22 protein-coding genes are annotated in these 24170 nt (G+C 72.6%); 18 read left to right on the top strand and 4 right to left on the bottom strand.

Translation table 11 applies throughout. The features are described from left to right. Positions 1 to 44 precede the first annotated feature (44 nt). The 4 genes from ABD317_RS04845 (at position 45) to prcA (ending at position 2555) form a co-directional block, all read left to right on the top strand. A complete protein-coding gene (locus ABD317_RS04845) occupies positions 45 to 263 on the top strand; it encodes a ubiquitin-like protein Pup (RefSeq protein ID WP_344288159.1) in 219 nt (72 codons plus the stop codon). Between the two features lie 85 nt (positions 264 to 348). After that, entirely contained in the window at positions 349 to 861 is a 513-nt protein-coding gene (locus tag ABD317_RS04850; RefSeq protein ID WP_344288161.1) for an endonuclease VII domain-containing protein, read from the top strand. Next, positions 813 to 1658, top strand: a complete 846-nt coding sequence (prcB, locus tag ABD317_RS04855; RefSeq protein ID WP_344288163.1) for a proteasome subunit beta — start codon at positions 813 to 815, stop codon at positions 1656 to 1658. Before ABD317_RS04850 ends, prcB begins: the two co-directional genes overlap by 49 nt. Positions 1659 to 1709: 51 nt before the next feature. Next, positions 1710 to 2555, top strand: coding sequence for a proteasome subunit alpha (gene prcA, locus ABD317_RS04860; RefSeq protein WP_344288165.1), 846 nt, complete (start codon positions 1710 to 1712; stop codon positions 2553 to 2555). Between the two features lie 82 nt (positions 2556 to 2637). Here the strand turns inward: prcA and ABD317_RS04865 are convergent, their stop codons facing one another. Next, positions 2638 to 3729 (bottom strand): LacI family DNA-binding transcriptional regulator, encoded by a 1092-nt coding sequence (locus ABD317_RS04865; protein WP_344288167.1) that lies wholly within the window; start codon positions 3727 to 3729, stop codon positions 2638 to 2640. Positions 3730 to 3831: 102 nt separating this feature from the next. On the opposite strand from ABD317_RS04865, the gene ABD317_RS04870 reads away from it, so the two are divergent. The 12 genes from ABD317_RS04870 (at position 3832) to ABD317_RS04925 (ending at position 17423) form a co-directional block, all read left to right on the top strand. Continuing rightward, complete coding sequence (locus tag ABD317_RS04870; RefSeq protein WP_344288170.1) at positions 3832 to 5082, top strand: MFS transporter; 1251 nt, start codon at positions 3832 to 3834, stop codon at positions 5080 to 5082. A gap of 9 nt (positions 5083 to 5091) precedes the next feature. Beyond that, positions 5092 to 6453 (top strand): Pup--protein ligase, encoded by a 1362-nt coding sequence (gene pafA, locus ABD317_RS04875; protein ID WP_027757107.1) that lies wholly within the window; start codon positions 5092 to 5094, stop codon positions 6451 to 6453. Between the two features lie 104 nt (positions 6454 to 6557). Then, positions 6558 to 7562, top strand: a complete 1005-nt coding sequence (locus ABD317_RS04880) for an FKBP-type peptidyl-prolyl cis-trans isomerase (protein WP_344288172.1) — start codon at positions 6558 to 6560, stop codon at positions 7560 to 7562. Positions 7563 to 7665: 103 nt separating this feature from the next. Further along, the gene (locus ABD317_RS04885; RefSeq protein ID WP_027757109.1) at positions 7666 to 8040 is read left to right on the top strand and encodes an FKBP-type peptidyl-prolyl cis-trans isomerase; all 375 of its coding nucleotides are present in this window, start codon (positions 7666 to 7668) and stop codon (positions 8038 to 8040) included. A 176-nt stretch (positions 8041 to 8216) separates the two neighbouring features. Continuing rightward, entirely contained in the window at positions 8217 to 9233 is a 1017-nt protein-coding gene (locus tag ABD317_RS04890; RefSeq protein WP_027757110.1) for a WYL domain-containing protein, read from the top strand. A gap of 47 nt (positions 9234 to 9280) precedes the next feature. Then, positions 9281 to 10204 carry a helix-turn-helix transcriptional regulator gene (locus ABD317_RS04895; protein WP_344288189.1) on the top strand — a complete coding sequence of 308 codons (924 nt, stop codon included), beginning with the start codon at positions 9281 to 9283 and terminating at the stop codon, positions 10202 to 10204. Between the two features lie 112 nt (positions 10205 to 10316). Then, positions 10317 to 10541 carry a hypothetical protein gene (locus ABD317_RS04900; protein WP_027757112.1) on the top strand — a complete coding sequence of 75 codons (225 nt, stop codon included), beginning with the start codon at positions 10317 to 10319 and terminating at the stop codon, positions 10539 to 10541. A gap of 134 nt (positions 10542 to 10675) precedes the next feature. Then, positions 10676 to 10981, top strand: coding sequence for a Sec-independent protein translocase subunit TatA (gene tatA / locus ABD317_RS04905; RefSeq protein WP_344288173.1), 306 nt, complete (start codon positions 10676 to 10678; stop codon positions 10979 to 10981). A 115-nt stretch (positions 10982 to 11096) separates the two neighbouring features. Next, entirely contained in the window at positions 11097 to 12038 is a 942-nt protein-coding gene (gene tatC / locus ABD317_RS04910; protein WP_344288174.1) for a twin-arginine translocase subunit TatC, read from the top strand. A gap of 17 nt (positions 12039 to 12055) precedes the next feature. Next, positions 12056 to 12946, top strand: coding sequence for a diacylglycerol kinase (locus tag ABD317_RS04915; protein WP_344288175.1), 891 nt, complete (start codon positions 12056 to 12058; stop codon positions 12944 to 12946). 115 nt (positions 12947 to 13061) lie between these two features. Further along, the gene (locus tag ABD317_RS04920; RefSeq protein ID WP_344288176.1) at positions 13062 to 15899 is read left to right on the top strand and encodes a DEAD/DEAH box helicase; all 2838 of its coding nucleotides are present in this window, start codon (positions 13062 to 13064) and stop codon (positions 15897 to 15899) included. Positions 15900 to 15941: 42 nt separating this feature from the next. Continuing rightward, entirely contained in the window at positions 15942 to 17423 is a 1482-nt protein-coding gene (locus tag ABD317_RS04925; protein WP_344288178.1) for an oxidoreductase, read from the top strand. 30 nt (positions 17424 to 17453) lie between these two features. Here the strand turns inward: ABD317_RS04925 and ABD317_RS04930 are convergent, their stop codons facing one another. Both ABD317_RS04930 and ABD317_RS04935 read right to left on the bottom strand, forming a co-directional pair. Then, positions 17454 to 18317 (bottom strand): siderophore-interacting protein, encoded by an 864-nt coding sequence (locus ABD317_RS04930; protein ID WP_344288180.1) that lies wholly within the window; start codon positions 18315 to 18317, stop codon positions 17454 to 17456. A gap of 107 nt (positions 18318 to 18424) precedes the next feature. Next, on the bottom strand, positions 18425 to 19336 hold the full coding sequence (locus ABD317_RS04935) for a 5'-3' exonuclease (protein WP_344288192.1): 912 nt from the start codon (positions 19334 to 19336) through the stop codon (positions 18425 to 18427). Positions 19337 to 19571: 235 nt separating this feature from the next. Here ABD317_RS04935 and ABD317_RS04940 point away from each other — a divergent pair, with 235 nt between their 5' ends. Next, positions 19572 to 20645, top strand: coding sequence for a quaternary amine ABC transporter ATP-binding protein (locus tag ABD317_RS04940; protein ID WP_344288182.1), 1074 nt, complete (start codon positions 19572 to 19574; stop codon positions 20643 to 20645). Continuing rightward, on the top strand, positions 20638 to 23265 hold the full coding sequence (locus ABD317_RS04945) for an ABC transporter permease/substrate binding protein (protein ID WP_344288184.1): 2628 nt from the start codon (positions 20638 to 20640) through the stop codon (positions 23263 to 23265). The genes ABD317_RS04940 and ABD317_RS04945 overlap by 8 nt, the downstream gene beginning before the upstream one ends. Before the next feature lie 65 nt (positions 23266 to 23330). On the opposite strand, the gene ABD317_RS04950 is transcribed toward ABD317_RS04945, so the two are convergent. Continuing rightward, on the bottom strand, positions 23331 to 24059 hold the full coding sequence (locus tag ABD317_RS04950) for a helical backbone metal receptor (protein WP_344288186.1): 729 nt from the start codon (positions 24057 to 24059) through the stop codon (positions 23331 to 23333). Positions 24060 to 24170: the final 111 nt, after the last annotated feature.

Below are 24170 nucleotides of genomic sequence, written 5' to 3' on the forward strand. Positions count from 1 at the left end.
GACGCAGTCAGGACCATCGGGCTACACCGAGCGGGGTGAGGGAAATGGCGACCAAGGACAGCGGCGGTGGTCAGCAGAAGGCCACGCGGTCCCAGGAAGAGGTCGAGGAGCAGGCGCAGGACGCCGAGGTCTCCGAGGACCTGAAGGAACGGCAGGAGAAGCTGTCGGAGGACGTGGACTCGGTTCTCGACGAAATCGATGATGTGCTCGAAGAGAATGCCGAGGACTTTGTGCGCTCGTTTGTGCAAAAGGGTGGAGAGTAGGTAAATGTCCGAATCGGGGGTTCGGAAGCAATGCTCGCGGTGCCAGAAAGCTCTGCTGCTTGAGGCGTTCGCAAGCAACAGGTCGATGCCGGACGGCCGCCAGGCGTACTGCCGTGTGTGTTCTGCTGAGTACTACCGGCAACGTCAGGCGGCCAAAGGGCGCACCGTTCGCGAAATGGCTGTCGTGCCTGCAGGGAACAAGTACTGCCCGCAGTGCGAGGAGGTGAAGCCCCACGATCAGTGGGGGCGGAACGCGACGTCGTCCGATGGGTATTCCAGCTATTGCAAAGCGTGTCGGGCTGTCCAGGGCCGTGCGGACCATCTCAAGCGGCAGTACGGCATCACCGAGGCCGAGCGGGACCAGATGATCGCGTCGCAGATGGGTGTCTGCCTGATCTGCCTGTCGGCCCCCGCCGTCCACGTCGATCACTGCCACAGGACGGGTAAGGTCCGTGGCGTGCTGTGCTTCAACTGCAACTCAGCCATTGGCAAGTTGCGGGACAACCCCGCGACGGCACGCCGTGCCGCCGCCTACCTGGAAGGAACCGTGTGGAAGCCACCCCTCGGAGCATCGGGCGCCTGCCTGCCGCCTTCCTGACGCCGGGCTCGTCCTCGTTCATGGACTTCCTGGGTGCGCACACCCCGGCCGCCCTGCCAGGCAACCGCGCGCTGCCGCCCGTGCAGGGCGCCGTCGAGGCGCCGCACGGCACCACCATCGTGGCCGTGACCTTCCCCGGCGGGGTCGTGCTCGCCGGTGACCGGCGCGCCACGATGGGCAACATGATCGCCCAGCGTGACGTCGAGAAGGTCTTCCCCGCCGACGAGTTCTCGGCCATCGGCATCGCCGGCACCGCGGGTGTCGCCGTCGAGATGGTGCGGCTGTTCCAGCTGGAGCTGGAGCACTTCGAGAAGGTCGAGGGCGCGCAGCTCTCGCTGGAGGGCAAGGCCAACAGGCTGTCCACGATGATCCGGTCCAACCTGGGCATGGCCATGCAGGGACTGGCCGTGCTGCCGCTCTTCGCCGGATGGGACCCGGCCCGCGAGAAGGGCCGCATCTTCTCTTACGACGTGACGGGCGGCCGGACCGAGGAGCGCGGCTTCGCGACCGTGGGCTCCGGGTCGGTGTTCGCCCGCGGGGCGCTGAAGAAGCTCTTCACCGACGAGCTGACGGAGGAGCAGGCGGCCACCGTCGTCGTCCAGGCCCTGTACGACGCCGCGGACGACGACTCCGCCACCGGCGGGCCCGACATGACCCGGCGTATCTACCCCGTCGTCACGTCCATCACCGACGAGGGGTTCCGCCGGCTCACCGAGGCCGAGGTCTCCGAGATCGCCCGCTCGGTGGTCGACCGCAGGCTGGAGCTGCCCGACGGCCCGCGCGCCTCCGTGCTCTGACGGCGCGGGCCCACGTGATTTCCCACCGAGCAGAGAGGGACGGATAAGCCGGTGTCGACACCGTTCTATGTCTCACCCCAGCAGGCCATGGCGGACCGTGCGGAGTACGCCCGCAAGGGTATTGCGCGCGGGCGCAGCGTGGTCGTGCTGCAGTACCGCGACGGCATTCTCTTCGTCGCCGAGAACCCGTCCCGGGCTCTGCACAAGGTCAGCGAGATCTACGACAGGATCGCCTTCGCCGCCGTCGGCAAGTACAACGAGTTCGAGAACCTCCGCATCGGCGGTGTCCGCTATGCGGACCTGCGGGGGTACACGTACGACCGTGAGGACGTCACCGCCCGGGGTCTGGCGAACGTCTACGCCCAGACGCTCGGCACCATCTTCTCCAGCGGTGCGGAGAAGCCGTACGAGGTGGAGCTGATCGTCGCGGAGGTGGGGGAGTCCCCCGCCGACGACCAGATCTTCCGGCTGCCGCACGACGGGTCGATCGTGGACGAGCACGGGTCGGTGGCCGTCGGCGGCAACGCCGACCAGATCAGCAGCTATCTCGACCAGCGGCACCGCGAGGGTCTGACGCTGGCGGAGGGCCTGAAGCTGGCGGCGGAGTCGCTGGCCCGGGACAACAACGGCGGTGAGCGGGAGCTGACGTCGAAGCAGCTGGAGGTGGCGGTCCTCGACCGCAACCGGTCGCAGCAGCGGAAGTTCCGGCGGATTCTCGGCACGCAGCTCTCCCGGCTGCTGGAGGAGGACGGCGACGGCTCCGGGGACGCTGCCGGGGACGCGGACGCCGAGGACGCCCCTGAGGCCGCGGACGCCTCCGAGACCGGCGACACCGCGGACGCCGGGGACGGCGCCGCGGAGGAGCCGGGCGAGGACTCCGGCAAGAAGAAGAAATAGCCGTACGGCATCGAACGGGCGGGCCCTGCCACGGGCCCGCCCGTCGCCGTACCCGCGCCGGCGCCCGGTGGCGGGCGGGCGGCTAGGTGCCGGGCGCCGGGGCCGTCGAGTCCCGGACGGTCAGCCGGGCCGGCACGGTCGTGGAGCCCGCGCGGCGGCCGGCGAGGGCGTCGAGCAGTGCCGCCATGCCCGCGGCACCCACCGTGTCCGGGGCGAGCCGCACCGTGGTCAGTTCCGGTTCCACGGCGGTGGCGAGCGCCAGGTCGTCGAAGCCGGTGACCGAGACGTCGTGCGGCACGCGCAGTCCGAGCCGCCGTACGGCCTTGCAGGCGCCCGCGGCGAGCACGTCGTCGTCGCACACCAGCGCCGTCGGCCGGGCCGCCGGCGGCCCCGTGAGGGCCCGCCGTGCCGCTGCCAGCCCGCCGGCGACGGTCAGCTCCGCGCGCTGGACGCGCAGTCGGGTGTCCGGCCGCGCGTCCAGCGCGTCGGTGAGGGCCCGGCCGCGGGCGGTGAAGGTCCAGGAGTCGATGGCGGCGGCGATGTGGGTGATCCGCCGGTGGCCCAGGTCCAGCAGGTGCGCGGCGACCTGCCGCATGCCGTCGGCGACGTCGGCGTTGACGGTGGCGACGGCGCCGGGGTCGGCGGGGTCGCTGTCGAGCATGACGAGCGGGAGTCCGCCGCCGCGGAGCGCCTGTACGGCGTCGGTGGCCATGGAGGAGGCGATGACGCCGTCGACGGCGGTGTGCGCGGCGGCGAACGGGTCGGGGGCGGGGCCGATGCCCTCGGGGGAGGGGTAGAGGACGACGCCGAAGTCGTGGGCGGCGGCGGCGCGGGCGGCGCCGGTGTGCACCCCGGCGAAGAACTCGTTGGTGAGGGCGGGGACGACGAGGAGCGCGGTGCGGGTGCCGCCGGTGCGCAGGGTGCGGGCGGCGGCGTTGGGGCGGTAGCCGAGTTCGCGGGCGGCGGCGCGGACGGCGTCGGCTTTGGCGGCGGAGACCCGGCCGCGCCACTTGTCGCCGAGGACGAGGGAGACGGCCGCCTGCGAGACGCCCGCGGCGCGTGCGACGTCGCGGCTGGTCACGCCGCCGCCGCGGGCGGCGCCGGGCGGCCGTGGCGCCGTGCCGCCGGCTCCCGGGAGTCCGCCGTGCCCTCCGTCCCCGCGTCCGACCCGCATCCTGCCTCCTCGTCGTGTTCGTGGAGTACTGGGTCGACCCTCGCCCGTGTTACGTATAACCTACGGCGTTATACGTAACACTCCGGCGTCTCGGGAGGGACTGTGCTGCGGAGATACGCCGAGTTGCTGCGCGTCCGGCACGTCGGCCGGCTGCTCACCGGGACGCTGATCGGCCGGCTGCCGAACGCCACCGCCGCCTTCGCCATCGTGCTGTTCGTCCGCGCCGAAGGCGGCTCGTACATCCTCGGCGGCCTCCTCTCCGGCGGCTACGGCCTGGCCACCGCCGTCGGGCAGCCCCTGCTCGGCCGCGCCGTCGACCTCCACGGCCAGCCGCGCGTGCTGCTGCCCAGCGCGCTGCTGTCCGCCGCCGCCATGGCCCTCTTCGCCGTCGTGGGCATCGAGCCGCTGCCGCTGGCCTGCGCCGCCGTCCTGGCCGCGGGGCTGCTCACGCCGCCGCTGGAGGGCGCGCTGCGGGCGCTGTGGCCCAGCGTGCTGAAGCGCCCGGACCGCGTGCACGGCGCGTACGCGCTGGACGCCGTGGCACAGGAGGTGATGTTCGCCGTCGCGCCGCTGGTCGTCACCGTGCTGGTCCGCACCGCCTCCGAGGCCGCCGCGCTGCTCGTGGTGAACGCCCTGGGGGTGCTGGGCGCCCTGTGGACGGTCCTCTCGCCGCCCGCCCGCCGGTGGCGGTCCGAGCCGCGCGAGGCCCACTGGCTGGGCGCGCTGCGGTCGCCCGGGCTGCTGGTCGTCCTCGGCGCCTTCTTCTTCGTCGGCGTCGCCCTCGGCGGCACGGCCGTGGCCTCCGTCGCGTACGCCGACGCCCGCGGGGACGACGCGATCGGCGGCTACCTCCTCTCCGCGCTCGGCGCCGGCGCCCTGGTCGGCGGCGTCGTCTACGGCGCCCGGCAGTGGCCGGGCCGGGCCGAGCGCCGGCTGCAGCTCCTCCTGGCCGGCCTGGCGGCCGGGTACCTGCCGCTGCTGCTCACCCCCGGAACCGCCGCGATGACGCTGCTCTCCGGCGTCGCGGGCCTGTTCCTCGCCCCCGCCCTGGCGTGTTCCTTCGTGGTCGTCGACGGGCACGCGCCCCGCGGCACGGCCACGGAGGCGTTCTCCTGGCTGGTGACGACCTTCGGCTTCGGCGCCGCGGCCGGCACCGCGGCCAGCGGCCCCGCCGTCGAGCGCGGCGGGGAGACCGGCGGCTTCGCGGTCGTCGGCCTCGGCGGGGTGGCGGCCCTGGTGGTGCTGACCGGGTTCGTACGGGTTCTGGCACGGACCGGCCACCCGCGGCCGGTGGTCGAAAAAGATCGAATCGGCGGAGCTGCACCCGGTTTCGAAACTGAGCGACAGGCGTAATGTTCAGTCATGGACCGCCGCATCTTCGGGCTTGAGAACGAGTACGGCGTCACGTGTACGTTCCGGGGACAGCGCCGTCTGTCCCCGGACGAGGTGGCGCGCTATCTCTTCCGCCGGGTCGTCTCCTGGGGCCGCAGCAGCAACGTGTTCCTGCGCAACGGCGCACGGCTGTACCTGGACGTCGGCTCGCACCCCGAATACGCAACTCCCGAGTGCGACAACGTCATCGAGCTGGTCACCCACGACAAGGCGGGCGAGCGCATCCTTGAGGGCCTCCTCGTGGACGCCGAGCGCCGGCTCCACGAGGAGGGCATCGCCGGCGACGTCTACCTCTTCAAGAACAACACCGACTCCGCCGGCAACTCCTACGGGTGCCACGAGAACTACCTGGTCGCCCGGCACGGCGAGTTCTCCCGGCTCGCCGACATCCTCATCCCGTTCCTGGTCACCAGGCAGCTGGTCTGCGGCGCCGGCAAGGTGCTGCAGACCCCGCGCGGCGCGGTCTACTGCGTCAGCCAGCGCGCCGAGCACATCTGGGAGGGGGTCAGCTCCGCCACCACCCGCTCCCGGCCCATCATCAACACCCGCGACGAGCCGCACGCCGACGCCGAGCGCTACCGCCGGCTGCACGTCATCGTCGGCGACTCCAACATGTCCGAGACGACCATGCTGCTGAAGGTCGGCGCCACCGACCTCGTGCTGCGCATGATCGAGGCCGGCACGGTGATGCGGGACCTGACCCTGGAGAACCCGATCCGGGCCATCCGCGAGGTCAGCCACGACATGACCGGGCAGCGCAAGGTGCGCCTCGCCAGCGGACGGGAGGCGTCCGCGCTGGAGGTGCAGCAGGAGTACTACGAGAAGGCCGTGGACTTCTGCGACAGGCGCGGCATCCGCACCGGCACCGTCGAGCGCGTCCTGGAACTGTGGGGGCGCACGCTGGAGGCGATCCGCTCCCAGGACCTCGCCAAGGTCGGCACGGAGATCGACTGGGTCATGAAGCACCAGCTGATCGAGCGCTACCGGGAGAAGAACAACATCACCCTGTCCCACCCCCGGATCGCGCAGATAGACCTCGCCTACCACGACATCCACCGCCGCCGCGGGCTGTATTACCTGCTGGAGAAGCGCGGCCAGGCCGCCCGGGTCTGCAACGACCTGAAGATCTTCGAGGCCAAGTCGGTCCCGCCGCAGACCACCCGGGCCCGGCTGCGCGGCGACTTCATCCGCCGGGCGCAGGAGCAGCGCCGCGACTTCACGGTGGACTGGGTGCATCTGAAGCTGAACGACCAGGCGCAGCGGACCGTGCTGTGCAAGGACCCGTTCCGCTCCGTGGACGACCGGGTGGAAAAGCTGATCGCCGGAATGTAGGCGGGGCACGCGACGGCCGCGGTACAGAAGTGATGACGGGGATCCGGGCGCGAAGGCCGTAGAGTGGCCGGAGCTGCCCGGACCCCCTACACGAGTTGGACCCCATGACATATCGCAAACTGACCCGCACGGGGGCGGCGCTCGTCGTGCCCGCCCTGCTGTTCGCCGCGGCCTGTGGCTCCGAGGACTCCTCCGACTCGGACAACGGCGGCAAGGCCGGCGCCGTGACCCAGGTCACGGGCGCCTTCGGGGAGGAGCCGAAGTTCGACGTCCCGGACGACGCGCAGGCGTCCGAGGAGGCCGTCGTCAAGGTTCTCAGCAAGGGCGACGGCGCCAAGGTCGCCAAGGGCGACCAGGTCCGGCTGGACTTCGCCGGCAAGACCATGAAGGACGAGCAGGACCTGGGCAGCACCTGGGCGCAGCCCGCCGGGGGCGGCGGCCAGCAGAGCGCCGGGGACGTGCACCCGCAGCTCATGGGCAAGGTCGGCGAGCCGAACCAGTCGCTGCCGCCGGACGTCCTCGACTCCGTCGAGGGCCACACGGTGGGCAGCCGCCTGCTGGTCGAGGGCACCGCGGGCGCGCTCGTCGGCGAGAGCCTCAACCCGGAGTCGGGCATCGAGAAGAGCGACGGCCTGGTCTGGGTCATCGACGTCGCCGGCGCCGGGAAGGTCGACGCCAAGGCCGAGCTGAAGGGCGAGTCCGCCGAGCCGCGCGAGGGCATGCCCGAGATCGAGGTCCCGGCGGGCAAGGCCGCGAAGATCACCATCCCGAAGGGCGAGGACGCCCCGAAGGAACTGCAGGAGCAGGTCCTCATCAAGGGCAAGGGCGACGAGGTCAAGGCCGGCCAGGGGCTCGTCGCCCAGTACACCGGTTACGCCTGGGAGGACGGCAAGAAGTTCGACTCCTCCTGGGACAACGCCGGCGCGGCCGCCTTCCAGATCGGCACCGGCTCGGTCGTCGAGGGCTGGGACAAGGCGCTGGTCGGCAAGAAGGTGGGCGACCGGGTGCTGCTGGTCATCCCGCCGGACCTGGGCTACGGCAAGTCCGAGGGCAACGAGCTGCAGAAGAAGACGCTGGTCTTCGTCGTCGACATCCTCGGCACGATCTGACCTGCGGTTCGCGCCCCGGGGAGGCGGCGGGACCGCCGGCCGGGGGCGTCTGCGAGACTGGGCAGCCCAGTCACCGTCACTCATGCGCAAGGAGTGTTCTTCCGTGAGCATCGACAAGCCCGAGGTCGACTTCCCCGAGGGCCCGGCGCCGGCCGACCTGGAGGTCCAGGACCTGTGGGAGGGCGAAGGACCCGAGGCGAAGGCCGGTGACACCGTCTCCGTCCACTACGTCGGGGTCGCCTTTTCCAGCGGCGAGGAGTTCGACGCCAGCTGGAACCGCGGCAAGCCGCTGCAGTTCCAGCTGGGTGCCGGCCAGGTCATCCCCGGCTGGGACCAGGGCGTGCAGGGCATGAAGGTCGGCGGCCGGCGCCGCCTGACCATCCCCCCGCACCTGGCGTACGGCGAGGCCGGCGCCGGCGGCGGCCGTATCAAGCCGGGCGAGACGCTGATCTTCGTCTGCGACCTGGTCGCGGTCTGATCCCGCCGTCCGCCCGCAGCCCGGCGCAAGGCCCTCGCCATACGGCGGGGGCCTTCGCTTTGGCCGCCGGGCCCGGGCGGAGTACGGTCGTCATCTGCGAACACCGCGACACGTGCGGACGACGGTCGCCGGCGGCGGCGCGTGCCGCCCCGGACGTGCAATAAGGAGAGCCCTCGATGGCGATCGCCAAGGCGGAGCGGCTGATGTGCCTGGCGCTGTGCCTGCTCGGCACCGCCCGCCCGCTCAGCAAGCGTGAGCTGCGCACGTCCATCGAGGCGTACGTGGAAGCCTTCGGACCCGGCCGCGGCACGGCCTTCGGCTCCGACACCTCCGGCGAGGACGCGTTCAACCGCATGTTCGAGCGGGACAAGGACGACCTGCGCGAGCTGGGCCTGGTCATCGACACCGTCGAGGGCCTGGACGGCGAGCCGGGGTACCTGGCCCGCCGGGACCACAACCGGCTGCCGCCCGTCACCCTCGACGCCGAGGAGGCCGCCGCCCTCGGCGTCGCGGCGAAGGTCTGGCAGCAGGCCCGGCTCGCCGGCGCGGCCAGCGGCGCGCTGCAGAAGCTGCGCGCCGCCGGGATGCCGCTCGCCGGGGCCGCCGACGGTCCCGAGAACGGGGCGGCGGAGCAGGTCAGCGCGCTGGAGCCGCGGATCCCGGTGCGCGAGGCGGCGTTCGAGCCGCTGATGCTCGCCTGCCGCGACCGCCGTCCCGTCGTCTTCCCGTACCGCAAGGCCAACGCCGCCCGGCCGGAGGAGCGGCACGTCGAGCCGTGGCAGCTGGAGTGCTGGCGCGGCCACTGGTACCTCGTCGGCCACGACCGCGGCCGCGACGCCGAGCGCGTCTTCCGGCTCTCCCGCATCACCGGCCGGGTCCGCCACCGCGGGCGCGGCTTCACCGCCGAGGTGCCGGACCGCGTCACCGTGCGCGAGACCGTCGAGCGCTGGGCCGGCGAGAGCGCCGACCGCTCGGCGCTGATCCGGCTGCGCACCGGCGCCGGCTACCCGCTGCGCGCCCGCGCGTACGGCAGCCGCGAGTCCGTGCTCCCGGGCTGGGACGAGCTGGAGATCCCGTACGGGCACGGGCTGGACGCCTGGCTGGTGGAGTTCGGTCCCGACGTGGTCGTCCTGGAGCCCGCCGAGCTGCGGGCCGACGTCATCGACCGGCTGCGTGCCGTGGCCAAGGGCTGAAGGGGAGCGGGGGAGCCGTGGCGAGTGCCATCGACCAGACCCGGCGGATGCTGTCGCTGGTGACGTATCTGCGGGAGCGCAACGGCGCGTACCTCTCGGACGTCGCCCGCGCCTTCGGCGTCACCGAGGACGAGCTGATCTCCGACCTGGACGTGCTGCCCATGTGCGGGACGAGCTTCCGCGGCGGCGACCTGCTCGACATCGACACCGACGGCGAGCGCATCTGGTTCCGCAACCCGGAGTCCACCGGCACCGGCGAGCCGCTGCGCCTGGCCGCCGACGAGGCCACCGCGCTGCTCGTCGCCGCCCGCGCCGTCGCCACGCTGCCGGGGCTGCGCCCCGGCGACCGGCAGGCGCTGCTGCGGGCGACGGCGAAGCTGGAGGCCGCGGCCGGCGAGTCGGCGGCGGCCAGCTCCAGCCTGTCGGTGACCTTCGAGTCCGAGGGCGGGGTCTTCGCCGAGGTCGACCGGGCCATCTCCGAGCGGCGCCGGCTGTGGCTGCGGTACTACTCGCCGTCCCGTGACGAGCTGACCGAGCGGGAGATCGATCCGATCCGGCTGTTCACCGTCGGGCACACGTACGTGGAGGCGTGGTGCCGGCTGTCGGAGGCGCGCCGCACGTTCCGGCTCGACCGGGTCGCCGCGATCCGGATCCTCGACGCCCCGGCCGACCCGCCGCCCGTCGAGCTGCGCGACCTGTCCGAGGGCATCGTCCAGCCGGCCGCGGAGGACCCCGAGGTCGTCATCGAGGTGGGCCCCGGCGGCCGTTGGGTCGCCGAGTACTACCCGCACGACAGCGCGGAGGAGCTGCCGGACGGGGGCCTGCGGATCTCGCTGCGGGCCCCGGACCCCGCGTCGCTGCGGCGGCTGGCGCTGCGGCTGGGGCGGGACGGGCGGATCGTCTCGCCGGCCGACCTGGCGGAGAGCGCGCGCGACGCGGCGGTCAAGGCGCTGGCCGCGTACGACACTTAGAAAAGCGCGCCATCCCTGACAATTCCGGCATTCGGGGCATGGTGTGCGGACCGTCGGGACCGGTCCGGACGCCGGTGTCCGCCGCGGGAGGCGCGGCGGCTAGGCTTCGCCCATGCTGTGGCCCATGACCGCCGTCGCGCTCGGCTTCCTCGGCCTCGTCGCCATCGCCGTTCCCGCCCTCCGCGTCGGCCTCGAAGTGCGCCGGCTCGCGCGCCGGCTGGACGATGCGGCGCAGCAGCTCAGCCGGGCGACGCGGGATCTGGAGCGCTCGGCGGGGGACCTGGCCCGCCGGGCGGGGTCGGCAGGTGACCTCCCCGGATCCGATTTCGGGAGGTAGGCTGCAGTTCGCGGCTCCGATGCGAGGCGGGGGCCACGATTGGTGTACGCCGGGGGATTGCCCGGAGTTCACCCCCGCGGGTTACGATCGATCACGCCCAAACCCACGCAGCCTCGGTGAGAAGGTAGACGCATATGTTCGGACGGCTCGGCCCTACCGAGATCATCCTCATTCTCGTCGTCGTCATCCTGCTGTTCGGCGCGAAGAAGCTTCCGGACATGGCCCGTTCGCTGGGCAAGTCGGCCCGCATCCTCAAGAGCGAGGCCAAGGCCATGAAGAGCGAGGGCAAGTCGGACGAGGACGCGCCCGCGGACCCGCCGGAGCCCGCGCCGAAGACGATCCAGGCCGCTCCCGGCGACGTGACCAGCTCCCGCCCGGTGAACGACGCGCAGGCGAACGAGCAGCAGCCGCAGACGCAGCAGCAGCAGTCGCAGCGCTGAACAATCCGCAGGGGCACACCGCGGCCGGGAACGGCCACGCGGCACGAGATGAGGACGTGGGTTGCTAGGCGTTGCCCGCCGTAAGGAGCGCAGGGAGAGGGACCCCGAGGGGCGCATGCCCCTCGCGGAGCACCTGAGGGAGCTTCGCGACCGGCTGGTCAAGGCCGTCGGGGCCATCATCGCGATCTGTATCGTCGCGCTCTTCTTCTATCAGGACATCGTCGACTTCCTGATGGACCCGGTTCTCGAATCCGTCGGCTGCCCGGACGACCTGCAGGCGTCGGACATCGGCAAGGAGGAGGACTGCGCCTCCTTCACCGTCAACGGCCTCATCTCGCCGTTCACCATCATGCTGAAGGTCTCCTTCATGACCGGCATGGTGGTCTCGACGCCGATCTGGCTGTACCAGCTCTGGGCGTTCCTCGCCCCCGGGCTGCACCGGAACGAGAAGAAGTACTCGCTCGGCTTCGTCGCCGCGGGCGTGCCGCTCTTCCTGGCCGGCGCCTACTTCGCGTACCGGATCCTGCCGACCACGGCCGACGTCCTGCTGGACTTCACCCCGGAGAACGCCACCAACCTGCTGCCGCTGCCGGAGTTCATCGACCTGCTGGTCCGCATGGTCGTGGTCTTCGGGCTCTCCTTCGAGCTGCCGCTCGTGCTGGTGATGCTCAACATGGGCGGCGCCGTCACCGGGCGCCGGATGCTCGGCTGGTGGCGGGCGATGGTCTTCGGGATCGTCGCCTTCGGCGCCATCGCCACCCCCAGCACCGACCCGATCGGGATGTTCGCGCTGGCCGGCCCGGTGATCCTGCTCTACTTCGCGGCGACCGGGTTCGCCCTGCTCAACGACCGCCGCCGGGCCCGTATCGCGGCCCGCGGGCCGGCGGACGACGAGGCGTCCGACCTCGACCTCAGCCCCGAGGCCGTGGGCGACGTGGAGCCCGTGGCCGCCTCGGCGTCGCTGCCCGAGCAGGCCACCGGCGAGGCCGACGACGCCAGCGGCGCGGGGGCCGGGGACGGCACGACCCGCAGAAATGGTTACGACGACGCCACCTGACCGCTAGGGTCACGCGGGTGACCAGCGATATCACCGTGTTCGTCAACCCCGCCGCGGGCCGCGGCCGCGGCGCCAGGGCCGCCCCCGTCGTCACCGAGGCGCTGCGCGACGCCGGCTACGAGGTGACCACCGTCCAGGGCCGCGACGCCGCCACCGCGCTCGACGGCGCCCGCGCGGCCGTCGCCGCCGGGACCGGGGCGCTCATATCGGTCGGCGGCGACGGAATGGCCGGCCTCGCCCTGCAGGCCGTGGCCGGCACCGAGGTGCCCGTCGGCCTCGTGGCCGTCGGCACCGGCAACGACTTCGCCCGCGCCACCGGGCTGCCCGTGCGGGATCCGGCCGCCGCGGCGGAGGCCGCCGTCGGTGCCCTGGAGTCCGGCAGCACTCGGGCGGTCGACCTGGGCAGGGCGGGGGACACGTACTTCGGCACGGTGCTGGCCTCCGGCTTCGACTCCCGCGTCAACGACCGCGGCAACCGGATGAGCTTCCCGCCGGGACGGTTCAAGTACGACGCGGCGATCGTGGCCGAGCTGGCGTCCTTCCGCCCGATCCCGTACCGGATGCAGCTCGACGACGGCCCCGAGACCGAGATGGAGGCCACCCTCGTCGCCGTCGGCAACGGCCCGTCGTACGGCGGCGGCATGCGGATCTGCCACGAGGCGCGGATGGACGACGGCCTCTTCGACATCACCGTCGTCGGCCCGTGCAGCCGTCGCACCCTGCTGCGGTTCTTCCCGCGGGTCTACAAGGGCACCCACCTGACCCACCCGGTCGTCACCGTGCACCGGGCCAAGAAGGTGGCGCTGACCGCCCCGGACGTCACCGGGTACGCGGACGGGGAGCCGCTGGGACCGCTCCCGCTGACCGCGGAGTGCGTGCCGGGTGCGGTCCGGGTCCTGGTGCCCTGAGCCGCCCGGACGCGCCGGAGGCGCTGCAGGACGGCCCGGCGTCCGCCCGGCTGACCTGGGGCGGTCCGTAAAGATCGGTGCGCTGTCGGCGGTGCCCGGTAGGCTCGTACTCACGATGACCGACGAGCACCTCCCTCCAGCCGAGGCGTACGCCGCGCACCGCCGCCGGGCCGCCGAGGCGGCCACCGCACTCGGCACCTTCCGCGGGCTGTACGACTTCGCGCTCGACCCCTTCCAGCTCGACGCCTGCCGGGCCCTGGAGGACGGCCGGGGCGTGCTGGTCGCGGCGCCCACCGGCTCCGGCAAGACGGTCGTCGGCGAGTTCGCCGTGCACCTCGCCCTGGAGCGCGGCCGCAAGTGCTTCTACACCACGCCGATCAAGGCGCTGTCCAACCAGAAGTACGGCGACCTCGTCAAGCGGTACGGCGCGGCGAACGTCGGCCTGCTGACCGGCGACAACACCATCAACTCCGAGGCCCCGGTGATCGTCATGACCACCGAGGTGCTGCGGAACATGCTGTACGCCGGCTCCCAGACCCTCCTCGGCCTCGGCTACGTGGTCATGGACGAGGTGCACTACCTCTCCGACCGCTTCCGCGGCGCCGTCTGGGAAGAGGTGATCATCCACCTGCCGGAGTCGGTCACCCTGGTCTCCCTGTCGGCCACCGTCTCCAACGCCGAGGAGTTCGGCGCCTGGCTCGACACCGTCCGCGGCGACACCGCCGTCATCGTCTCCGAGCACCGCCCGGTGCCCCTCTGGCAGCACGTGATGGCCGGCCGCCGGATGTACGACCTCTTCGAGGAGCGCAGCGGCCCCCGGGGCCGGCCGGAGCCCGCCAAGGCGGTCAACCCCGACCTGCTGCGCCTGGCCCGGCAGGAGTACTCCCGCCCGCCCGGCCCCCGGGACCGCCGCCGCGGCCGGGGCCGCGAGGCCGAGCGCGAGCGCGAGCGCCGCTCCCGCTCGCGGGTCTTCACCCCCAGCCGGGTCGAGGTCATCGAGCGGCTGGACGCCGAGGCGCTGCTCCCCGCGATCACGTTCATCTTCAGCCGCGCCGGCTGCGAGGGCGCCGTGCAGCAGTGCCTGTACGCGGGCCTCCGGCTCAACGACGAGGCCGAGCGCGCCGCGGTCCGCGAGATCGCCGAGCTGCGCACGGCCTCGATCCCCCGTGAAGACCTGCACGTCCTGGGCTACTTCGACTGGCTGGAGGCCCTGGAGCGGGGCGTCGCCGCGCACCACGCCGGCATGCTGCCGACGTTCAAGGAGGTCGTCGAGGAGCTGTTCGCCAAGGGTCTGGTCAAGGCGGTGTTCGCGACCGAGACCCTGGCCCTCGGCATCAACATGCCGGCCCGCTCCGTGGTGCTGGAGAAGCTCGTCAAGTGGAACGGCGAGACCCACGCCGACGTCACCCCCGGCGAGTTCACCCAGCTGACCGGCCGCGCCGGCCGCCGCGGGATCGACATCGAGGGCCACGCCGTGGTGCTGTGGCAGCGCGGCATGAGCCCGGAGTACGTCGCCGGCCTCGCCGGCACCCGCACGTACCCGCTGCGCTCCTCCTTCCGCCCCTCGTACAACATGGCGGTCAACCTCGTCGCGCAGTTCGGCCGGCACCGCACGCGCGAGCTGCTGGAGATGTCCTTCGCCCAGTTCCAGGCCGACAAGTCGGTCGTCGGCATCTCCCGCCAGGTGCAGAAGAACGAGGAGGGCCTCTCCGGTTACCGCGAGGCGATGACCTGCCACCTCGGCGACTTCGAGGAGTACGCGCGCCTGCGCCGCGACCTCAAGGACCGCGAGACGGAGCTGGCCCGCCAGGGTGCCGCCCAGCGCCGCGCCGCAGCCGCGGGCTCGCTGGAGAAGCTGCGCCCCGGCGACGTGATCCACGTGCCCACCGGCAAGTTCGCCGGCCTCGCCCTCGTCCTCGACCCCGGCACGCCCGCCGGCCGCACCAACGGCCACCGCGGCCTGGAGCACCACGACGGCCCCCGCCCGCTGGTGCTCACCGCCGCCCGGCAGGTCAAGCGGCTGGCCGCGATGGACTTCCCGGTGCCGGTGGAGCCGCTGGAGCGGATGCGCATCCCCAAGACGTTCAATCCCCGGAGCCCGCAGTCCCGCCGCGACCTCGCCTCCGCGCTGCGCACCAAGGCCGGCCACCTGGAGCCGCGGCGGCACCGCAAGGAGCGCGCCCCCGCCGCCGACGACGCCGAGATCGCCCGGCTGCGCAAGTCGATCCGCGCCCACCCCTGCCACGGCTGCGACGAGCGCGAGGACCACGCCCGCTGGGCGGAGCGGTACCACCGGCTGGTGCGCGACACCCACCAGCTGGAGCGCCGCATCGAGGGCCGGACGAACACCATCGCCCGCACCTTCGACCGGGTCTACGCGCTGCTGACCGAGCTGGGCTACATCGCGGAGGACCGCGGCGGCGAGCGGGTCACCGAGGACGGCCGCCGCCTCTCCCGCCTCTACGGCGAGCTGGACCTGCTGGCCTCGGAGTGCCTGCGCGAGGGCGTCTGGGAGGGCCTCGGCCCCGCCGAGCTGGCCGCCTGCGCCTCCGCGCTGGTCTACGAGGCCCGCCAGGCCGACGACGCGCTGCCGCCGAAGCTCCCCGGCGGCGGCGCCAAGCGGGCCCTGGGCGACATGGTGCGCATCTGGGGCCGCCTCGACGCCCTGGAGGAGGACCACCGGATCAGCCAGACCGAGGGCGTCGGCCAGCGCGAGCCGGACCTCGGGTTCGCCTGGGCGGCGTACCAGTGGGCCGCCGGCCGCAGCCTGGACGAGGTGCTGCGGGAGGCGGACATGCCGCCGGGGGACTTCGTGCGCTGGTGCAAGCAGCTGATCGACGTGCTCGGCCAGCTGTCCGCCGCCGCCGACCCCGAGAGTACGGTCGCGGGCGCCGCCCGCAAGGCGGTCGACAAGCTGCTGCGCGGCGTCGTGGCGTACACCTCGGTGGGCTGACCTCCCCGGACGCCCCGCCCGCGCGGACACTACCCTGCCCGGGTGATCTCCTACGACGATCTGACGCCGCCGGAGCGGGAGTTGTGGACCGCGTTCCCCGAGGGCCGCCGGGTGGACCTGCGCACCGGCGACGCGGTCCGCGACGACCCCGCCGGCGGCGCGGGCTGGGGCCCGGAGCGTACGGTACGGGCCGCGGTCCTCGCCGCGCTGCTGCTCGGCGCGCACCCGCCGCAGCCCGGCGCCATCGCCGCGCTGGAGCTGGCCGGGGCGCGGATCACCGGGGAGCTGGACCTGGCGGGGGCGGAGACCGCCCACCGGCTGCGGCTGGAGCACTGCTCCTTCGCGCAGCAGGTGACGCTCACCTCGGCCGCCACCGCGAGCGTACGCATCGACGACAGCGTCCTGCCCGGCGTCGACGCCCGCTTGGCCAGGATCGAGGGGGTGCTCTCGGTGCGCCGCTGCCGCGTCGCCGGCGCCCTGCTCGCGACCAACGCCCGGATCAGCGGCGAACTCCTCCTGCACGGCGCCCGCTTCGACGGCGAGGACGGCTGGTCGGTGTTCGCCGGCGGGCTGGAGGTGGACGGCGCCGTCTTCTGCACCCACGGCTTCACCGGCGGCGGCGGGATACGGCTCATCGGCGCCAGGCTCTCCGGCGGGCTCTTCCTCGACGGCGCCCGGATCGGCGCCGCCGACGGGCTCGCGCTCACCCTCGACCACGTCGACACCACCCTCGTCCGGCTCACCGACGGCTTCTCCGCCGCGGGCCGCCTGGAGCTGCGCGGCGCGCAGATAGCCGACCTGCTCACCTTCGACGGCGCGGACCTCGGCGACTGCACCGGCGTCGACTGCACCCGGCTGCAGACCACCGACCTCCGCTTCACGCCCGCCGTCCGGCCCGCCGGCCCGGTGTCCCTCGGCGGCACGCATGCGGCCACCCTCCACGACGAGCTGCGCAGCTGGCCCGCGACCGTGTTCCTCGACGGCTTCGTCTACGGCTACCTCCGGTCGGCGCAGGCCACCGGGCGGGAGTCGGTGCGCCGCCGGCTCGACTGGGTCCGCCGCGGCGCGGGCTACGCCCCGCAGCCGTACGAGCAACTCGCCGGCTGGTACCGGCAGATCGGCCACGTCGACGACGCCCGCCGCGTCCTCCTCGCCAAGCAGCGCGCCCGCCGCCGCACCCTGCACCCGGCCGGCCGCGCGTGGAGCCTGCTGCTGGACGGGACGGTCGGCTTCGGCTACCGCCCCTGGCTGGCCGGGCTGTGGCTGGCGGCGCTCACCCTCCTCGGCAGCCTGGTCTTCGCCGCGGGGGACAGCCGGCGCGTGCGCGCGGGGGAGGGGCCGGCGTTCGACCCCTTCATCTACGCCCTCGACCTGCTGATCCCCGTGGGCGGCCTCGGCCAGCGCGACTTCTGGTACATGTCCGGCGGGCCGGCGCAGGTGCTGTCGTACGTGCTCGTCGCCGCCGGCTGGCTGCTGACCACGGCGCTCGTCGCCGGGATGACGCGGACCCTGGAGCGGACGTAGCGGCCCGTCTGCGGCCCTCGGGCGCGACGCTCAGGGGGCCAGGCCCGCGGGCGGCTCCGCGCCCTCCTGCTCGCGCTCGACGGCCTCGTTCCACCGCTTCTTCGACGACTGCCAGCCGTCCTCGTCGTGGCCGAGCCGCCAGTAGCCGGAGATCGACAGCTGCTCGCGCGGCAGTTGCCGCTCCAGCCGCAGGTGCCGGCGCAGCTCCTTGACCATCCCGGCCTCGCCGTGCACGAAGGCGTGCGCCCGGCCGGGCGGGAAGTCCAGCTCCCTGACCGCCGCCACGAGCGCCCGGCCCACCGGGCGGCCGTCGCGGTACAGCCAGGTGACGGCCGCGCCCTCGGGTGCGGCCAGCGGCTGGCGCTCGGCCGCGTCGGCGACCTCGATCAGCACGTGCGCCACGGCCCCGTCCGGCACGCGCTCCAGCGAGGCGGCGATGGCCGGCAGCGCGCTCTCGTCGCCCGCCAGCAGGTGCCAGTCGGCCGCCGGGCTCGGCGCGTACGCACCGCCGGGGCCCAGGAAGCGCACCACCTCGCCCGGCCGGGCGCGCAGCGCCCACGGGCCCGCCACGCCGGACTCGCCGTGCACGACGAAGTCCAGCGCCAGCTCGCGCGCCTTGGCGTCCCAGCTGCGCACCGTGTACGTGCGCTGCAGCGGCCACCGGTCGCGGGGCAGGTCGCGGCGGATCGCGTCCAGGTCGTACGGCTCCGGGTAGTCGGCGCCCGGCGCCGGGAAGAGGAGTTTGACGTAGTGGTCGGTCCACTCGCCCGCCGTGAAGCCGGGCAACTCCGCGTCGCCGAGGACCACGCGCACCATGTGCGGGGTGAGCTGCTCCGTACGCACCACGCGGGCGGTGTGGACCTGGCGCTTCCGGCCGGCGGGGCGGTCTGCCACGGGTACCTCCGGGACGAGACGAAGTTAGGGTTACCTAACCTAACACCCCGGCCCCGGGTCCGCGGCCGGAAACCGCCCGCCGCGCGCCGGCAGGGTCGCCCCCTCCGTCAACTCCGCAGCGTCGTCAGCAGCCGCTCCAGCGAGCCCCCGAGCCCCCACCGCCGCGTGAGCGCCGCCAGCCGCTCCGGGTCCCGCGGCGCCCGCGGCAGCTCCGGCGCGTGGGCCGGCAGCGGCACGTCCGTCGCGACCCGCACCACCTTCGGCGCCACCTCGACGTACGGCCGCGCCTCGGCGAGCCGGCGCCGCTGCGCCGGGGTGAGCCGCGAGCCGGGGTCGTCGACGGCGGCCATGATCCCGGCGAGGTCCCCGTACGCGTCCAGCAGCTTCGCCGCCGTCTTCTCGCCGATGCCCGGCACGCCCGGCAGGCCGTCGCTGGGGTCGCCGCGCAGCAGGGCGAGGTCGGCGTAGCCGGGGCCGTCGACGCCGTACTTCTCGCGCAGCGCCGCGCCGTCCAGCACCGTCGCGTTGCCGACGCCCTTGACGGGGTAGATCACCCGTACCCCGCGGGCGTCGTCGATCAGCTGGAACAGGTCGCGGTCGCCGGTGACGATGTCCACGGGGCCCGCCGCGTGCGCCGTGAGCGTGCCGATCACGTCGTCCGCCTCGTACGGGGCCACCCCGACCCGCGCGATGCCGAGGGCGTCGAGCACCTCCTCGATCACCGGCACCTGCGGCGACAGCGTGTCCGGCACCTCCTCCTCGTCCGCCTCCGCCGTCCCGGGGTGCTCCTCGGCGACCCGGTGCGCCTTGTAGGAGGGGATGAGGTCGACCCGCCACTGCGGCCGCCAGTCGGCGTCCATGCACGCGACGAGGTCGTCCGGGCGGTGGTCGGCGACGAGCCGGGAGATGAAGTCGAGCAGCCCCCGCACGGCGTTCACGGGGGTGCCGTCCGGGGCCGTGACCGATTCCGGTACACCGAAGTACGCGCGGAAGTAGAGACTGGCCGTGTCGAGCAGCATCAGGCGTCGGGTCATCCCCTGATGATGCCGTATGCGCCGGCACCAAACTCGAACGGGATGTGAACTGGATCACGCCGTGGTTTGGACACCGCCATCCTGGGCAGCGGCGGAAGTGGAGTGAACCGATGGTCTATACACGGACAAATTGGGAAGCATAGGGGCAGAACCCGCGTCACTCCGCGACCTGCTGACGGGGGAGGCAGGTCGATTTTTCCGTTCGAAGCGTGAGGTGTATGTGAGCAGGCTCCAGGCGGAGCACCTGTACAAGGTGTTCGGCAAACGGCCAGTAGACGCGGTCGCCAGGCTGGATGCGGGCGAGGACCGTGAGGAACTTCGTAAGAAGGGCACGACCGCAGCGGTGGTGGACGCGTCGTTCACCGTCCAGTCGGGCGAGATATTCGTGGTCATGGGCCTGTCAGGGTCCGGTAAATCGACATTGCTGCGCATGCTCAACGGGCTACTCGACGCGACCTCGGGCCGGGTGCTCTTCGACGGCCAGGACCTGACGTCGTTGACCGACCGCGAGCTGCGCGACGTGCGTTCCACGAAGATCAGCATGGTCTTCCAGCACTTCGCGCTCTTCCCGCACCGCAGCGTTCTGGAGAACGCCGCGTACGGTCTTGAGGTCCAGGGCGTGCCCCGGGAGGAGCGTGAGAAGCGCGCCGCCGAGGCGTTGGAGCTGACCGGTCTGGAGGGCTGGGAGCACCACTGGCCCGACGAGCTGTCCGGCGGCATGAAGCAGCGCGTCGGCCTGGCCCGCGCGCTGGCCACCGACGCCGACCTGCTGCTCATGGACGAATCCTTCAGTGCCCTCGACCCGTTGATCCGGCGCGACATGCAGGACCAGCTCATCGAGCTGCAGTCCAAGCTGAAGAAGACCATCGTCTTCATTACCCACGACCTGAACGAGGCCATGCGCCTGGGCGACCGCATCGCCGTCATGCGCGACGGCCGTATCGTTCAGATAGGCAGCCCCGAGGACATCCTCGTCCGGCCCGCCGACGACTACGTCCGGCGCTTCGTCGAGGACGTCGACCGCACCCGGGTGCTCACCGCCGGCTCGATCATGGAGGAGCCGGAGGACGGCCTCTCCCCGAAGGAGCTGCGCGAGACCGCGCCCGTCAGCGTCACGGAGGACACCCCGGTCGCCGAGCTGTTCGGCCCGTTCGCCACCGGCGACGACGCCGTCGGCGTCACCGACGCGGACGGCGACCTCGTGGGCCTCGTGGAGCGCGGCCGGCTGCTGTCCATCCTCGGCGACCAGGCCGACGACGACGAAGAGGGCGAAAAGGTGATCGCCGGTGCCTGAGATCGACTTCGGGTCCCGCGTCGAGTCGGCCGTCGACTGGCTCAAGGACCACCTCGGCTGGCTCTTCGACTTCATCGACACGGTCCTGTCGGGCATGTACGACGGCGTCAACGCCGTCCTCGACGCCCCGGATCCGCTCGTCATGGCCGGCATCTTCGCCGTGATCGCCTTCTGGCTGCGCGGCCCGGTACCCGCGGTGCTCGCGTTCGCGGGCTTCGCCGTCATCGACTCCGTGCAGCTATGGCCGCAGGCCATGGAAACCCTGTCGATGGTGCTGGTCGCCACCGCGATCACCGTGGTGATCGCCGTGCCCCTGGGCATCTGGGCGGCGCGCAACAAGGTCGTCAGCACGGCCGTCCGGCCGATGCTCGACTTCATGCAGACGATGCCCGCCTTCGTCTACCTGATCCCGGGCGTCATCTTCTTCTCCATCGGCATCACCCCGGGCATCATCGCGACCATCGTGTTCGCCATGCCGCCCGGCGTGCGCATGACCGAGCTGGGCATCCGGCAGGTCGACGCGGAGCTGGTCGAGGCCGCCGAGGCGTTCGGCACCAAGCCCGCCGACACGCTGCGCCGCGTGCAGCTGCCGCTGGCGCTGCCGACCATCATGGCCGGCGTCAACCAGGTCATCATGCTCGCGCTGTCGATGGTCGTCATCGCCGGCATGGTCGGCGGCGGTGGCCTCGGCGAGGTCGTCTACAACGCCGTCACCCGGGTCGCCATCGGCACCGGGTTCGAGAGCGGCCTCGCCGTCGTCATCCTCGCCATGTACCTGGACCGGATGACCAGCGCGCTCAACCAGCGCGTCTCGCCGCTCGGCCGGCGCGCGCTCGCCAAGACCGCCGCCGCGGTCGACCGGTGGAAGTTCCTGCACTACAAGCCCACCACCGCGATCGCCACCGTCGGCATCGTCGTGCTGGCGCTGCTCGCCGGCGGGCTGAACCTGGCCGAGGACGACGACGAGGGCACCCAGCCGGCCGCGGCCGCCACGGACGTCGGCGAGGGGCGGAAGATCGACATCGGCTACATCCCGTGGGACGAGGGCATCGCCTCCACCTACCTGTGGCAGGAGGTGCTGGAGCAGCGCGGGTTCGAGACCGAGACCAAGCAGCTCGACCCGGGCCCGCTCTTCACCGCCGTCTCCGAGGGCCAGGTCGACTTCCAGACCGACGCCTGGCTGCCCGTCACGCACGAGCAGTACTGGGACAAGTTCGGCGACAAGATGGAGGACATGGGCGCCTGGTACGGTCCGACGTCGCTGGAGCTGTCCGTCCCGTCGTACATGAAGGACATCAAGTCCCTTGAGGATCTGAAGGACCACAAGGGCGAGTTCGACGGGAAGATCATCGGCATCGAGGCCAGCGCCGGGATGATGGGGATCCTGAAGGACAAGGTCGTGAAGGAGTACGGCCTGGGGGACTGGGAGGTCGTCTCCTCGTCCACGTCCTCGATGCTCGCGGAGCTGGAGCGCGCGTACCAGGCCGAGGAGCCGGTCGTCGTCACGCTGTGGTCGCCGCACTGGGCGTACAGCAAGTACGACCTGACCAAGCTGGAGGACCCGAAGGAGGCCTGGGGCTCCGGTGACGACGTGCACACCACGGCGCGCAAGGGCTTCGCGAAGGACGAGCCGGTCGTCGCCGAGTGGCTGCGCAACTTCACCATGGAGGAGAAGGAGCTCACCAGCCTGGAGGAGATGATCGTCGACGCCGGGGAGGGCAACGAGCGGAAGGCCGTCCGCGACTGGCTGGAGCAGAACGAGGGCTACGTCGACAAGATCGCCCCGCTGCCCGGCGGCGGCAGCGGCGGCAGCACCCAGGGCAAGGACGCGGGCAAGACCGTGAACCTCGGCTACTTCCCGTGGGACGAGGCCATCGCGTCCACGTACCTGTGGCAGAACGTGCTGGAGGACCGCGGCTACAAGACCAACGTCAAGCAGCTCGACCCCGGCCCGCTCTACACCGCGCTCGCCGAGGGCCAGATGGACGTGCAGTTCGACGGCTGGCTGCCGACGACCCACGAGCAGTACTGGGAGAGATTCGGCGACAACCTCACCGACGTCGGCGCCTGGTACGGGCCGACGACGCTGGAGCTGTCCGTCCCGTCGTACATGAAGGACATCAAGTCCCTTGAGGATCTGAAGGACCACAAGGGCGAGTTCGACGGGAAGATCATCGGCATCGAGGCCAGCGCCGGGATGATGGGCATCCTGAAGGACAAGGTCGTGAAGGAGTACGGCCTGGAGGACTGGGAGGTCGTCTCCTCGTCCACGTCCTCGATGCTCGCGGAGCTGGAGAGCGCCTACGAGAGCAAGGAGCCCATCGTCGTCACGCTGTGGTCGCCGCACTGGGCCTACGGCAAGTGGGACCTGACCAAGCTGGAGGACCCGAAGGGGGCCTGGGGCGAGGGCGACGACATCCACACCGTGGCCAAGAAGGACTTCGCCGAGGACTTCCCGGAGTTCCACAAGTGGCTGAAGGACTTCACGCTCTCCGAGGAGGAGCTGTCCTCGCTGGAGGTCGAGATCCAGAACGGCGGGGAGGGCAACGAGAAGAAGTCCGCCCGCACGTGGATGGAGGACAACCCGGAGGTCATCGACCGGATCGCACCGGTGTCCTGACCGACGGCCGGCACATCGGGCGCCCCGCCGTCCCCCGCCCGGGGGACGGCGGGGCGCCCGCCTGTTCACGCCCCGTGCAGCGCCGCCCCCAGCACCCGCGGCGCCTCGGCCAGCGACGGGCCGTACCACGTCAGATGGCGCCCGCTCACCAGCGCCGCCGGCATCCCCGGGAACGCCTCCGGCCCGTCGTCCGCCGCGAAGGCGTACGGCTCGTCCGGCAGCACCACCAGCTCCGCCCCGCTCTCCCGCAGCCGCGGCAGGGGCACCCGCGGATAGCGCTCCGCATGCCCCGCGTACACGTTGTCCACCCCCAGCCGCGCCAGCAGGTCCCCGGCGAACGTGTCCCGGCCCAGCACCATCCACGGCCGCCGCCACACCGGCACCACCGCGCGCCGCCCCCGCCCCGCCGCCGGCGGCCGTACGTCCCGCCACGCCGCCTCCGCGGCGGCCAGCCACCCCGGCCGCGCCGCCGCACCGCACGCCGCCAGCACCCGGGCCAGCTCCGCGAACGCCTGCTCCAGCGTGCGGACCTCGGTGACCAGCACCTCCAGACCGGCCGCCCGCAGCGCGGCGAGGTCGGGTGCGCGGTTCTCCTCCTCGTTGGCGACGACCAGGTCCGGGGCCAGCCCGGCGATCCGCCCGACGTCCGGGTTCTTCGTCCCCCGTATCCGCGCGACGCCGAGCCCGGCCGGGTGGCTGCACCAGTCGGTGGCGCCGACCAGCACGCCGGGCGCGGACGCGGCGATCGCCTCGGTCAGCGACGGCACCAGGGAGACGACCCGCCTGCCTGTCACATTCACCACCTCAGGCTACGGCCCCTTCGGCGGCCCGCGGCGCCGCGGACGCGGGCCGGGCGCCGGCCGGCCGCCGTCAGCGTGCCGGGGCGGCGAGGAGGCGGCCGCGGG

Source organism: Streptomyces synnematoformans, assembly GCF_039531005.1.
Classification (GTDB): domain Bacteria; phylum Actinomycetota; class Actinomycetes; order Streptomycetales; family Streptomycetaceae; genus Streptomyces; species Streptomyces synnematoformans.

Excerpts from the sequence above, each read along its gene's own strand:
- ABD317_RS04850 (WP_344288161.1), top strand. The coding sequence starts at position 349 with ATGCCGGACGGCCGCCAGGCGTACTGCCGTGTGTGTTCTGCTGAGTAC.
- pafA (WP_027757107.1), top strand. The coding sequence starts at position 5,092 with ATGGACCGCCGCATCTTCGGGCTTGAGAACGAGTACGGCGTCACGTGT.
- tatA (WP_344288173.1), top strand. The coding sequence starts at position 10,676 with ATGTTCGGACGGCTCGGCCCTACCGAGATCATCCTCATTCTCGTCGTC.
- ABD317_RS04935 (WP_344288192.1), bottom strand. The coding sequence starts at position 19,336 with ATGCTGCTCGACACGGCCAGTCTCTACTTCCGCGCGTACTTCGGTGTA.
- tatC (WP_344288174.1), top strand. The coding sequence starts at position 11,097 with ATGCCCCTCGCGGAGCACCTGAGGGAGCTTCGCGACCGGCTGGTCAAG.
- ABD317_RS04890 (WP_027757110.1), top strand. The coding sequence starts at position 8,217 with ATGGCGATCGCCAAGGCGGAGCGGCTGATGTGCCTGGCGCTGTGCCTG.
- ABD317_RS04880 (WP_344288172.1), top strand. The coding sequence starts at position 6,558 with ATGACATATCGCAAACTGACCCGCACGGGGGCGGCGCTCGTCGTGCCC.
- ABD317_RS04895 (WP_344288189.1), top strand. The coding sequence starts at position 9,281 with ATGCTGTCGCTGGTGACGTATCTGCGGGAGCGCAACGGCGCGTACCTC.
- ABD317_RS04920 (WP_344288176.1), top strand. The coding sequence starts at position 13,062 with ATGACCGACGAGCACCTCCCTCCAGCCGAGGCGTACGCCGCGCACCGC.
- ABD317_RS04845 (WP_344288159.1), top strand. The coding sequence starts at position 45 with ATGGCGACCAAGGACAGCGGCGGTGGTCAGCAGAAGGCCACGCGGTCC.
- ABD317_RS04865 (WP_344288167.1), bottom strand. The coding sequence starts at position 3,729 with ATGCGGGTCGGACGCGGGGACGGAGGGCACGGCGGACTCCCGGGAGCC.
- ABD317_RS04900 (WP_027757112.1), top strand. The coding sequence starts at position 10,317 with ATGCTGTGGCCCATGACCGCCGTCGCGCTCGGCTTCCTCGGCCTCGTC.